Origin of the sequence: Agarivorans sp. B2Z047 (assembly GCF_023373605.1) — a bacterium.
In the GTDB taxonomy this organism is placed as follows: Bacteria; Pseudomonadota; Gammaproteobacteria; order Enterobacterales; family Celerinatantimonadaceae; genus Agarivorans; species Agarivorans albus.
Genome location: NZ_CP088080.1, coordinates 139,348 through 152,548, shown reverse-complemented (window position 1 = coordinate 152,548; position 13,201 = coordinate 139,348). Strand labels below are relative to the sequence as shown.

The window sequence follows — 13,201 nt, the reverse complement described above, 5'->3', positions numbered from 1 at the left end:
TTACGAAAAAACCACCCACTAAATCCCCTTTCAGAATGTAGCCATACTCAGGTCTTTTAACATGTATAAAAGGTGTTCAAAAACGCGAGAATGCTCACAGTACACCATAGTTAAATTATATAATAATACAATTAATCTGGAGAGACGTTATTAGTAACTAAAGGGACTACCTATGCGCATACAAAACAAATTAGCTTTAAGTGCCACCATGTTTACTGCTTGTTTAGCATTTTCGGCTCAGGCCTATGTTCAAGATCCGCAGCTTACCGAGTACCGTGCAGATAAAGGTAAAAGCTCGGTTTGGTTGTCTCATGAAGACTCAAGTGGCGGCTTAGGAGATGTTGGTAGCTCTAAAGATAGTGCCTTTGGTGACGAGGGTTCTTCTCGTTTTCGTTTTAAGCGAGACGTATCAAACCATGACTTCAACTCTAAACCGGGTTTAAGCCAAATTGTTAGTGGTTTACCTGCCAATACCGATATGAGTTTCTCACTGTATTACTGCGACAAAAAAGGCGCTAACTCTCCTACTCAATTACACTTTGGTGTTCGCGAAGTGATCCCCAATGCGCCTTTGGCAGGCACCGTGTTAGCAGATGCTAAAGCGCACGTAAAAGACCTAGCACTTGCACCTCAAGGCGATAATAAAAAGTGTTTCAGACAGGTCGCGGTAGATTTCAACACTGGTAACAATACCCAAGTGGAGATATTTAGCTTATTAGAAGTCGACACTAGCCAAGAACTTAGCTTAGACAAAGAACTTGAAGTTCGAGTCGATGGGTTCGCAGTAGAGAAAAAGTAACCTCGATATTCTAAGCGTAGTGACGGCTTTCCTCGTTTAAGCCATCACTATGCTTATGCCAGATCTGATCCTCAAAATCCCGCATACATTTTATAGATTCAACCGATCCATGAAACCGGTTACAAATGTTTTATCACATCAGGCAATGTTTATTCATTTAGAAAAGCGCCATTTGTAAGATCCTGGTCACAAGCCATTAACAATTACACCGATCAAGCTCACAGACACTTAACCTTAGGTGGTGATTTTGTAGCCGCCGCTGGAAAATTAAAGTGAGAGAAACATTCAGATTTTAGATTTAAACAACTGAAATAAAACAAAAAATCAGATTTAGAACCCTTTTTTAGCGGCTGACTACGAGTTAGCACAGCTAATCAAACTAAATGCGAGAGATATATGGACATACAAAAACCGCAACTCAGCCTGCTACGCTGCGCACTCATTGCTGGAGCAAGTTTAATAGTCAGCAATACTTACGCTGCAGGAAAGCCAAGCATACCTGTTGATGGTAAACGCTTATTTATTTTAGGTCAGGACCAAGTCTCTATCGAGCAATACATGGCCGACCCTTCATTACCTCGACCACATGGTTTTACCATGTACACCACCCTCACCCGCGGGGCGACCGAAGACGTCACCAACTACTGTTTTAAAGGTTTAGATGGCTTAAAAAACCTCGACAACTACAACTCCAATCAAGCCCAAGGCTGTGCCGATAGTGAGCGCCGAAACCAATGGGGATCAGGAGTACAAAACGCGCAATGGGTGATTGAAAACTATCAACCTGAAGTAGTAGCACTTGGCATGTTTTGTCCTGGAAACGCGCAAGCACCCAGCTTATATAACGACGGCGCTTATGACGACCTGTTAATTGAGTTAGCGGATTTTTTCAAACTTCACAATGAAACCGGTTTCTTTTTGCGAACCTGTTACGAGTTCAATGGCGATGCCCATGGTTTAAGCTTCGAACATTTCCGAGGCATCTTTAAACATGTACGCAGCTTTTTAGACGCCCAAGGAGTGACTAACGTCGCTCATGTTTGGCAATCAGACGCCTACCACGGAACTGGACGTCCGAGTAACCAGGCTCTGGGCAATACCGAACAAGGCTATTGGCCCGGTAAACAATATGTAGATTGGGTGGGGGTATCGCAATTTAACAGTGATATTAACGAAGAAGCCGAGATTGCCGAAATTGAAGGCTTACCGCTGTTTATTGCCGAAGTTACTCCACATGGCGATCTAGGTGTGCAGTACGACTACAAACTTCCCTTCAATTCGAGTCAGCAAGTCGCTCAAGGCAGCGCCAACCCAGTAACTATCGTTAATAATCTCGATTGGTTTACTGAAAAAAATACTGAAATCATGCGTACAGTCAATAAAGCGTGGCATTACATCAACGCAGACTGGACCGCTCAACCACAATGGGAAAGCGCTGCCGACCAAGCGGGTGCTAACTTCTTTAAATACACCGACTCTCGTGTGCAACAAAATCCTGAAATTAAGCAGCATTTTATTGATTTAGTCAGTTCAGAAAATGGCTTTATCTTGGCAGGGGAGCAAAACAATGGCCCGGTGTTCTCAAATTGTTCTGCACAGCCAAGTAGCCCAATTAACCAAGGACAAGATCTCAACTACAGTTGCACCATTGTTGATAGCCCAGAGGGAGTAAGTCTAGTTGACCTAAACATTAACGGTATTGCCTACCCTAGCCAAAACCTTGGCAATTCAGTTTATAACTGGACTATCGTCGCTAGCGACTTACAAGCTGGCAGCAATAATCTAACGATTACAGCCGTAGACACAGCAGGCTCTAGCAGTAACCACAGTGTTAATCTTGAAGTGATTAGTGCCAATACCCAAGTGGCAATTCAAGCCAGCGGCAATATCGAAATTGTGCGTGGCCAATCGACAGAAGTAACTGTGAGCGCTAGCGACAGTGATGGCATAGCCTCAGTTAGCTTGCTGGTAAATGGTCAAAGCCAAGCAAACTTGGTAGCAACTACCGCGCCCTATGTTTTTACTCTTGCCAGCCAAGTTGATGGTAACGATGTAAGCAGCATTCAAGCATTAGCCACAGATACCACTGGCGAAACCACTTTAAGTGAAGTGGTTAACGTAGTAATTAAAGATGCACCTGTAGTAGAGCCAAAACCAGCTTTTGGCATTAGCTATGTAAACGACACCACCATGCGTGTTTACCACCTTGATGAAGGCTGGACTGCAACTTGGAACTACTTATGTATTAACGGTGATTGTCGCCCAGCTACGCTAGAAAATGGCGAATACTACCGCGAAGTAAGTGCCACTTTAGGCCAAAGCTACGACATCGAGTTTAAAGTTCAAGATGCGGTACTGAGCCAATACATTGTGAGCGATACAGCAGTATTTGAACAAGGCACAGGTGGTGGCGAAACGCCACCTAGCAATCAACCACCGACTGTGTCTGTATCCGCTCCTAACGGTTCGCTAAACGAAGGTGATAATGTCACTATCACCGCAACAGCTAACGACAGTGATGGTTCGATAAACTCAGTCAACTTTTACCTTTCAGCACCAGGTGAAAATGAACAGCTGTTAGCCAGCGATAACGCTGCCCCTTACCAAACAAACATTACCAACCTAAGCGCTGGCACTTATCAATTACGTGTTGTAGCCAGCGATAACCAAGCGGCCACAGCAAGCGATAGCACAAGCTTTACAGTGAGTGCTAGCGAACAACCTGAAGAGCCTACGGAAGAATTTGGCATTAGCTATATCAATGACAATACCATGCGGGTTTACCATGTTGATCAGGGCTGGACGGCTGACTGGAACTACCTATGTATTAATGGCGATTGCCGCTCAGCAAACTTAGACAACGGCATCTACTATCGCGATGTTTCTGGTGCACTCGGCCAAAGCTACGATCTAGAGTTTAAAGTTCAAGACAATAGCCTAAGCCAATTTATTGTTGAGCGAAAAGGCGTAGTGTTTTTAGCAGGCAATACACCGCCTAGCAATCAAGCTCCAAGCGTTAGTTTAAGCACTAGCCCAAATACCGTGCTTACTGGTGAAACACTTGCTTTAAGCGCGACAGCAGAAGACCGCGATGGCAGCATAACAAGCGTGCGGTTTTACGCTGCAGCACCCAACGCAACAGAAAGCTTAATTGCAGAAATCAATAGCAGCCCATATACAACAACCATTAGCAATGTGATTGCTGGCGTTTATCAACTTCGTGTAGAAGCTAGCGACAATGATGGTGCCACTGCAGAAGATTCTGCAACAATAGAAGTACAAGCAGGCAGCCAGCCAAGCATTAATTTAACTGGCCCAGCAACGATTAAGCAAGGCGAAGACTGGATTATTACGCCAAGCCTTGCCAACTGGCCTATCGCCGAAGGCGAGCAACACTTCCACTTAGTTATTGATGGCGAAGACTTAGGGCCTCAGTATTCAAGTGCAGCCTTCACCATTAGTAACCTAGAGGTAGGCCCTCATACAGCAGTAACAAAATTAGCCAACGCTGACCACAGCTTTACTGGAGTAGAAGCGAGTTTGAGTGTAAACGTTGAAGCCTTTATCAACGACACGGTAACTTTAGTTAATGACCCGGTATTAGGTAATTACCTAAGTGCCGGAAGCGATGCCAGCCAGCCAGGGCTAACGCTTTACACCTTTGATGTTGATAATGCAGGTGTCAGCCAATGTAATGGTAACTGCGCCACCACCTGGCCTCCATTTATCGTGAACTCAGCCAGCGAGATTAAAGCCCCAAGTGGCGTAAGCGGATTAGGTGTTAGTGCCCGTCAAGATGGCAGTTTACAACTCACCTTAAACAATGAACCGCTTTACTACTTCTCTGGAGACAACAACCCAGGCGATACCTCCGGCCACGGCATTAATAGCGTATGGTGGGTGGCAGACTTGCCTAGCGCAAGTTTCGCCGACAATACTTGGCAGAAATCGGTAGTGCCAGCCTGCGCAGATATGTACAGCGGAGGCTCTATCCCCATCTATGGTTACCATATCTATACCCAGAATAACCAAGTGATCTTCCAAGCAGGCTCTGAACTAGCCAGCAAAGTATGGGGAAGCAATGCCCGTACGGTATTCTTCCGCAACAATAGCGAAGGCCGATTAAAACTGCTGGGTAGTGTTGAAGCTACGCGTAACGGTGACAGCGCAGCCATGGCCGTGCCTAGTGATTGGCTCACTGGCAACAGCGTTTACTACGTGTCTTTTGAGCGCCTAGTCACACCACTAGAAAATGAGTTAGGTGATGCGCTTGCTTACCACGACAGTGCCTTATATGGCTTAAACAAAGGCTGCGTGAATGGTGCTTACACCGGCGAATCAGAAGACTTTGCCGGCTGGTTACGCTTCCAACACCCACAGGGATTTTTTAACGACCATAACGTATTTAACGAGCGTATCGATCCCGTCAACCAAAGCGCTGGCCATTTTAAAAATGTTCCACGTTTCACGATAAGTTTGTTACAAGACGAACCCGGTAAAGACTTGTTGTTCCAAGTGGATTTAACTTACGAGTCTTACTCAACGCTCGACTCAACCATTGATATTACCTGGTCGGGCATTGAAGGTAGCGAAGAACGTGCCGGCGGCGGTAGCCCTCGCCATTCTCTAAGCAATCAATGTGTACCAAGCGATGCCAGTGGCAACATCGCCATCTGTAACCTTGGTCAAGGCCTGTCTTATGGGCAAAACATTGACTGGGAACTACGCGTTATTCCAAAAGACAGCGCCGACTTTAACCTTTACACGCAAATGCTTTACTACGTGAAAGGCCATGGTTGGGCAAAAGAATCGAGCGATCCACGCGCCTTACTCGGTGGCGAGGCAAGTATCGATGCCTTTGGTGCTAACGAGTTTGAACGCGCAGCCGCATTTATGCAGCACGAGCACACTTCATCGTTAAAAGTCGTTCGAGACTTTGTAGAACAACACGAAGATTTGCGCGTAAACATTGGCGACGATGTTAATCCAGGCTTTAACACCTGTGAAAGCTGTCATATTAACGATGGCCGTAGCCAGGTGATATTTGATGTCCCCAATGTTGGGCCACGTATTGCGCCGCCACTTATTGGTTTGGGTTTGTTAGAGCAAGTTAACTTTGCCGGTAAAGCAGGTTTTGGCTGGGAAGGTAATCGTGCCACAATTGAAGACTCTGTGCGTTTTGCCCTAGCAACCGACTTTGGCGTGAGTAATCCAGACGCCATCATGGTGGAACGCCTCACCAACTACAGCCAATTTGTTGGGGTGCCACAGCGCGATAAAAGTTTGTTGTTTGATGCCGATGTATTGGCCGGCGAAGAGTTGTTCAACAACGCTATGCAATGTGGCAGCTGTCATACCGAAACACAAATAACCCAACAAGGGAATGTGATTCGCCCCTATTCGGATTTGCTCACACACGACCTTGGTGATGGCTTGTTTAGAACCGCGCCACTGTGGGGTTTAGGCCGCACCGCTGATGTTGCCGCATTTAGCATGGACATGATCGTAAATGGCCAGAAAAATGCTGCTCATGCGGTCGCGCAGCGTGAATCTCGCCCAGCCGACGAGAGCACGGTGCTATTTATGCACGATGGCCGCGCCAAAGGTTTAGACGCAGCAGTGCGCGCGCACAATGGTGAAGCCAGCGCAGCACGAGAAGCTTTTGAAACGGCCACACCAGCAGAGCAAGCGCAATTGCTGAAGTTTTTGCGCTCGCTGTAGTGAGCATAATTTAAGCTAGCCCCCGTTTTTGCTTATTCACATCAGCAAGAGCGGGGCTTTTTAATAGGAGCATGTAATAATGCTTGCAACATCAAATAGCCGCCAGCCATTTCATAGCCAACCGCTAAGAGAGCGCCTAGTGAAAAAAATTGCCGTATTCGCCGATGTACAAAACATCTACTACACCTGCCGAGAGGCCTACGCTAAACAATTTAACTACCGTAGGTTATGGCAACAATTGCAAGAGCAGGGCAGCATTGTAGCAGCCTACGCTTACGCCATTGATCGCGGCGACAATCAACAGCTTAAGTTTCAAGATGCGTTAAAACACATTGGTTTTGATGTAAAGCTAAAACCCTTTATCCAGCGCAGTGATGGCTCAGCTAAAGGTGATTGGGATGTAGGCATTACCATTGACGTGCTAGAGGCTGCACGCGAGGTAGACATGGTTGTATTGCTATCTGGCGATGGCGATTTTGCCATTCTGTTGGACAAAATAAACCAAGACTATGATGTAGAAACACTGGTGTATGGTGTGCCTAGCCTTACCGCTCATGCCTTGATCAACTCCGCCAGTTTATACCAAGCCATCGAACAACCGCTGCTCCAATAGCAGCTCAATCCACTCGGTTTTTAGCAGTTTTCGCCGCTTACTGTTCCCACGCGTCACCAACACTTCTGACAAAAAGTCTCCTTAGCGTGAAAAACTTGCTATTTTTTACCCAATTGTTCGCGTTTTCGGCTATTATCGCGCCCCCAATGCTAAAGCAGCAGCGGTAACACTTTTATTTTTCCCTCGAAGAGGACGCCATTGTGAGCCAAACAGATTTTTCCACTCTTGCCCTACACCCCGATCTACTTAAAAACTTAGAGACTCTGGGTTATAGCTCAATGACGCCGATTCAAGCGCAAAGCCTACCGCTGATTTTGGACGGTAAAGATGTGATTGCCCAAGGTAAAACCGGCTCGGGCAAAACTGCTGCCTTTGGCCTAGGCTTGCTAAATGCCTTAGAGGTAAAACGCTTTCGCATTCAAACCTTAGTATTGTGCCCGACTCGCGAACTGGCCGATCAAGTGGCCAAAGAAATTCGCAAACTGGCGCGCAGCATTCACAACATTAAAGTGCTTACCTTATGTGGCGGCATGCCTTTTGGCCCGCAAATCGGTTCTTTAGAGCACGGCGCGCACATTGTAGTGGGCACGCCAGGGCGTATTGAAGAGCATTTACGCAAAGGCACATTACGTTTAGACAACGTTAAAAACTTAATCTTGGATGAAGCCGATAGAATGCTGGAAATGGGCTTTCAATCGGCTATTGATGCGATTATTGAGCTGGCTCCTAAGCAGCGCCAAACCTTGTTATTTAGTGCCACTTTCCCCGAGCAAATCGAAAGTATCGCCAACAATATTATGCACCAGCCAGTGCGAGTAGAAGTGGCCAGCACCCACGACAATAGCTCTATTAGCCAACACTTTTTTAAAGTAGATGATAATGAACAGCGCATGCTAGCTTTGCGTTTATTGCTATTACAACATCGCCCTAAATCCAGCGTTGTGTTTTGCAATACCAAGCGAGAAGCTCAAGAAGTGGCCGATGAACTGAGCTTACTCGGTTTTAGCGCTTTAGCCCTACATGGTGATTTAGAGCAGCGCGAACGAGACCAAACCTTAGTGCAATTTGCCAACAACAGTGCGGCAATTTTAGTGGCAACCGACGTAGCAGCTCGTGGCTTAGATATTGACTCTTTAGATGCAGTATTCAACTACCACCTAGCGCGCGATACCGAAGTGCATGTGCACCGCATTGGCCGAACCGGTCGTGCCGGCAGCAAAGGTATTGCCTGTTCTTTCTTTAGCGATAAAGAGCACTATAAAGTGGCCTTACTAGAAGACTACCTTGGCCGCAGCATTAATGATGAAGAGCTTCCATCAATGGCTTTGCTTAACAAAAAGCCAGCCGCACCACTTATGGCTACCTTGCAAATTGATGGTGGTAAAAAGCAAAAAGTGCGTGCAGGAGATATTCTTGGCGCACTCACCGGTGAAAATGGCATTGCAGGCGCACAAGTAGGCAAAATTAACTTGTTTGATAACCGCGCCTATGTGGCTGTAGAGCGAGAAGCACTTAAACGTGCACGCAAAAAACTGGAAGACGGTAAAATGAAAGGACGCTCTTTTAGAGTTCGCCACCTGCCTTGCTAATAGTTGCCAACAACTCGCCAGTTTTTCCTGGCGAGTTGTTTAGGGTCTGTTGATCTTTGCTGATGGTTTTTGCAGCCATTTAGGCAAGGCAGTGAGTGTGCAGTTAAGTGGACTTAATAATCACTCGCTAACGCTGAATAAATGGCTAAGAAATGCTGCCCGAAGGGTTCGGATAAGCGAACTTTACTCTTTGTTAAGCACTTCTTACTTAGCCCACTAGGCTTCTAAGTGCTCGCCGCGATTAAAGCCCGCTTATCTCGAACAAAATTTCAACACCAAAGATCAACAGCCCCTAATAAGTATTGTAATTAAATACTAGGCTGCCGCCTTTCAGCACACTGCCATAATTAAACAGCAAACCTATACTCACATTATCTAGCCAACCCTCGCCATAAGCGCCTGTTCCCATTAACAAATCAAAGCCAAACTCGTAATAATGCGGTGTTTGAAAGGCCTCGTTAGTATTCCCCCCTAGATCTACACGCGAAGCAGAAAGCTGCCCGGCAAAAGAAATATCCAACATGCGCCCAATAGGATGGGAGTAATACAGCGTATTTCGCCAAGAACTGGCCGCAATGTCTACTTGGTGGGAGGGCACATCAGCGCCAAAGCTTTCACCGTACATATAAGCAAAGCGCGAACGGTACTTAAGTTTGTGTTTGGTCCAACGCTTTTGATACTGCAGGGCTAGACTGGGCTGTAACATCCAAGCGTTCAGCGAAAAGTTAGTTAACACTCCATCGAATATCGGCTGAAAAATCTGACTAATCGAACTGTTGTAAATGTACTCTTGCTCTAAGCGTCGAATACTGCCTCCTAACTCAGCCGTAAATCGCCAATTCTCAAGGCCATCCCAATGCGCACCGCCAGCTAAGAAGCCAGAATAAACTTTAAGTTTTTCATGATCGCGAGTGGGGTCTAACTCTTCGTACAATGTAATGTCGTGAAAACGTTGGGTATAACCCAAACGCCCAGTTGCGTAACTTTCCCACGCTCTTCCATGCCAAGGTAAAGCCAGCGTCAAGGGTAAAGTGATGGTTTTCAGCTCATTTTTCAGCCGGTTAGCGTCATCACCACCCAAGTTGTCATCATCAATGGGAATAAAGCCAGAGGGGTCAAAGTTAACAAAGCCAATGGTTACCGTTTCACGGTCGTGAATCACTGCATCGGCGGCAAAGGTACCTGCCAAGTTACGCTGCAATACCGGCAATATCTCATCTTCTAAGTGCCCTTCTACCAATGCAGCTTGACTATAGCTTGCGCACAACAACAAGCTAACAGTAAGCCAATAGCAGCTAGCTTTACGAATATTCTTCCATGAATAAAACTGCAACGACGCCTCCTGCTTAACGGTGAGTAATTAGCGTTTTCGTTTATCTAAATGATAGCGCAGAGCCATAGCAATACAGATCCGCAACTCTGCCAAAGGCCATTCGGAGTCTAAAGGGAGCAGCAAAGCGCGCTGCTTTTGATAAACAAACAATCCCGGAAACAAGGTTTGGTAGCTGTTCACCAAGCTAGTTTTACAGTTTACATATAAACCCAAATACTCGGCCTGCTTGGCGTTCCAGGCCACCCTTAAGGTGCTACCCGATTTACTTTGTTCGGTCACAAAGGACAGTTCTCCCCACTTTAAGATTTCTAACAGCTCTCCCACCTCTTCAGAACCTGCAGCAACTGCCAGTATCTCGGCCCTTAGCCTTAATACTTGTTGCTGCACCGCTGCAGGATAGCTTGCAATGGCGGCCTGCAATTCAGGCTTTAAGGGCTTATCCATTACCACTGCTTAGCTGAGTTTATCGCTCGCTGAAATAGCGGCCAAGAAATAAGGTGCTGCTGGTAGCGCCCCGCGGCCCCTTCTAACTCGATGCCATAGTTGGCTAGGCGTAAAGCCATTACCACATAAAAAGCATCTATAGAGCCGGCTTTATTAAAGGCAAAGCAGCCGTCGAACTGCTGCCAAATCTCGCTCAAACGTGCTATTTCAGTATTAATCTCAGCAGATAAGCTGGCTGGCCGGGCTTGTTTTTCAAAGTGAAAAGGTAAGCCTTGGCGAATTGCCGTAAAGCCAGCATGTAGCTCCGCTAAATAGCTACGAGCTTGCGCACGCAAATCGGCTTGAACAGGGTAAAGCTTGCCTAAGGCTTGTTCATTTATATATTCACTAATGGCCAAAGAGTCATGAATGACCAAATCATCGACATGCAACACCGGTACGAGTTTACTGGGTGACAACTTAGCGAGTTGCTGCTGATAACCCGCTTCACCAAGTGCGATGGCATTGCAGCTAAACTCAAGCTCTGCCAACTGCATACAAAGGTAAGCCCGCAATGACCAAGTAGAGTCTCGCCCTACAATGAGTTGATAATGTTGCGCCATATTAGCCTCCTTGCACAGCGGCTTTTAGTCCTCGCTGGCGACTGTAAATAGTGAGCAAAATACCCCCTAATACTAAACCTGCCGAGAGCATAAAGCTAAATCCAAGCGGCTCGCTGGCAAAAGCCCAGCCGCCCAAAGCTGCAATAAGTGGCACCAATAACTGCAACACAGCAGCTTGGCTCGCCGACAATCCACCCAAAGCAATGTACCAAATCCAATAACCGAGTCCCGATGCTAGCGCACCAGAGCTAAGTGCCAGTAGCAAGCCATAAGTACTTAAGGCTGATTGGGTCACCAACCAAGGCAGCAATACCACTAAAAAAGGTAAACTACGCCAAAAATTAAAACAGGTATCTCTACTAGGGCTTAACGAGCCGCGACCATTCAAGGTATATATACCCCAGGCGCAGCCTGCCACCACCATGAGTATAAAACCTAGCACCGATACCGACGCTTGCTCACTGGGAGCTAGCAAAATAATCAAACCACTAAACGCCAAAACTATGCCTGCCAGCTCGCCCAAACGTAAGCGTGCACCTTTAACTGTCGATATGCCCACCATGCTTAGCTGCACCGCAGCAAACAATATTAATGCACCGATACCGGTGTCTAAGTAAAGATAAGCAAAGGAGAAGCAAGCCGCGTAGCTAAACAACATTAAACCAGACCACCAACTGCCTTTACTTTGAACCTTGCCAGAAGATGGCCTAAGGCTAAGCAATATTGCTAGGGTAACGGCGCCCGCTAATAAACGCACTGCGGTAAAACTAGCAGCATCAATTTGCGGCTCGCCTAGTGCTAAGCGACATAGCACCGAGTTGCCTGCAAATGCAATTAAGGCCACTACGGTAGCCAACCAAGTTGTTACAGGGGATGCTTTATTCACTGTCTGACCATACCGCAAACTCATTACCACTAGGCTCGCAAAAATGAAAACGTCGACCACCAGGGAAACTAAAAATGTCTTTTACTATTCTCCCTCCTGCCGCTTCCACTTTAGCCAAGGTTTGCTCAAGCTGTTCACTATAAAAAACCAGTAAAGCAGCACCATTTTCAGAACTAGAAGCTAAAGGAGCGTGGAAAAAACCGCCATCTAAACCTTGACCAGAAAAGGCCGTATATTGCTCGCCAAAGTCTTCAAATTGCCACGCAAAGGCTTGGCTAAAAAACTGTTTAGTCGCCGCTAAATCACTGCTGGGAAACTCAACATAGTTTAATTTTTCGTGCTGATTCATTACGCTTTCCTTAGCTATTTATTTGAATAAATTACAAAAACACCGTGCCTTCAAAATAGGTTTTGGCATGACCCGCAATAGTCACTCGATCGCCAAGCTGCTGACAATGCAATACTCCACCACGCTTAGACGCTTGGTAGGCCAGTAGCTCATCTTTACCCAAGCGCTTAGTCCAAAACGGTGTTAGACCCGCATGAATTGAACCAGTGACCGGATCTTCAGCACCGCCATTGGCTGGCCAAAAATAACGTGAAACAAAATCATGTTCTTCACCGGGGGCTGTCACTACAACATCATAAGGCGCTAAGGTTTTGAGTAGTTCCAAGTTAACCTCTAGGGCCTCAACCTGGGCCTGCTGTAGGTAGACCAGGAAATACGCTTGTTGATTTCGCCATACTTCACTGGGTTTAACAGAAACACCATCAAGCAACGCCGACGGCGTTTCAAACTCCATGTGTGGCGGGCAACTCGGAAAGCCCATTGCAATTAAACCACTATCACCACGGCGCGCTTTTAGTTCACCCACTTGCAAAGTAGTAAAGTGGAGTTCTTGCAGCGTTGGCTGTTGACTAAACAAAACATGGGCTGCTGCCAAAGTAGCGTGGCCACAGAAGTCAATTTCGCAAATTGGTGAAAACCAGCGAATAAGGTAGGAGCCTGGTTCATCGGCTACTAAGAAGGCTGTTTCAGAAAGGTTATTCTCAATAGCAATTGCCTGCATTACGCTATCTTCTAACCAAGCTTCTAAGACAATAACCGCAGCAGGATTGCCGCCAAAAAGATCACGGGTAAAGCTATCTACCTGATGCATTTTTAAGTTCATAACAGTCCTTGTTGATTAAACTAAAGTCTAATAGTTAGCAAG

General features: G+C 46.4%; 10 protein-coding genes. 4 read left to right on the top strand and 6 right to left on the bottom strand.

The genetic code is table 11. The features are described 5' to 3' along the window. The first annotated feature begins 172 nt into the window (after positions 1-172). The 4 genes from LQZ07_RS00755 to dbpA all read left to right on the top strand — a co-directional run bounded on the left by LQZ07_RS00755 (position 173) and on the right by dbpA (position 8,722). The gene (locus LQZ07_RS00755) at positions 173-799 is read left to right on the top strand and encodes a hypothetical protein (RefSeq protein WP_152783846.1); all 627 of its coding nucleotides are present in this window, start codon (positions 173-175) and stop codon (positions 797-799) included. Positions 800-1,195: 396 nt separating this feature from the next. Further along, complete coding sequence (locus LQZ07_RS00750; RefSeq protein WP_152783848.1) at positions 1,196-6,520, top strand: family 31 carbohydrate-binding protein; 5,325 nt, start codon at positions 1,196-1,198, stop codon at positions 6,518-6,520. A gap of 139 nt (positions 6,521-6,659) precedes the next feature. Next, on the top strand, positions 6,660-7,133 hold the full coding sequence (locus LQZ07_RS00745; RefSeq protein ID WP_040306697.1) for an NYN domain-containing protein: 474 nt from the start codon (positions 6,660-6,662) through the stop codon (positions 7,131-7,133). A gap of 200 nt (positions 7,134-7,333) precedes the next feature. After that, positions 7,334-8,722: an ATP-dependent RNA helicase DbpA gene (gene dbpA / locus LQZ07_RS00740; protein WP_016399956.1), complete on the top strand. Its 1,389-nt coding sequence runs from the start codon at positions 7,334-7,336 to the stop codon at positions 8,720-8,722. Between the two features lie 292 nt (positions 8,723-9,014). Here the strand turns inward: dbpA and LQZ07_RS00735 are convergent, their stop codons facing one another. Genes LQZ07_RS00735 through LQZ07_RS00710 form a run of 6 tightly spaced genes read right to left on the bottom strand, consistent with a single transcriptional unit; the run spans position 9,015 to position 13,159 of the window. After that, positions 9,015-10,055 carry a Solitary outer membrane autotransporter beta-barrel domain gene (locus LQZ07_RS00735; protein WP_152783850.1) on the bottom strand — a complete coding sequence of 347 codons (1,041 nt, stop codon included), beginning with the start codon at positions 10,053-10,055 and terminating at the stop codon, positions 9,015-9,017. Positions 10,056-10,082: 27 nt separating this feature from the next. Continuing rightward, positions 10,083-10,499 carry a DUF1801 domain-containing protein gene (locus LQZ07_RS00730; protein WP_152783852.1) on the bottom strand — a complete coding sequence of 139 codons (417 nt, stop codon included), beginning with the start codon at positions 10,497-10,499 and terminating at the stop codon, positions 10,083-10,085. Beyond that, positions 10,499-11,101, bottom strand: coding sequence for a glutathione S-transferase N-terminal domain-containing protein (locus LQZ07_RS00725; RefSeq protein WP_152783854.1), 603 nt, complete (start codon positions 11,099-11,101; stop codon positions 10,499-10,501). Before LQZ07_RS00725 ends, LQZ07_RS00730 begins: the two co-directional genes overlap by 1 nt. Before the next feature lies 1 nt (position 11,102). Next, positions 11,103-11,987 carry a DMT family transporter gene (locus LQZ07_RS00720; protein ID WP_249483449.1) on the bottom strand — a complete coding sequence of 295 codons (885 nt, stop codon included), beginning with the start codon at positions 11,985-11,987 and terminating at the stop codon, positions 11,103-11,105. Next, the gene (locus LQZ07_RS00715) at positions 11,980-12,336 is read right to left on the bottom strand and encodes a VOC family protein (protein ID WP_152783856.1); all 357 of its coding nucleotides are present in this window, start codon (positions 12,334-12,336) and stop codon (positions 11,980-11,982) included. The genes LQZ07_RS00720 and LQZ07_RS00715 overlap by 8 nt, the downstream gene beginning before the upstream one ends. A 31-nt stretch (positions 12,337-12,367) precedes the next feature. Continuing rightward, a complete protein-coding gene (locus LQZ07_RS00710) occupies positions 12,368-13,159 on the bottom strand; it encodes a PhzF family phenazine biosynthesis protein (RefSeq protein WP_194164173.1) in 792 nt (263 codons plus the stop codon). Positions 13,160-13,201: the final 42 nt, after the last annotated feature.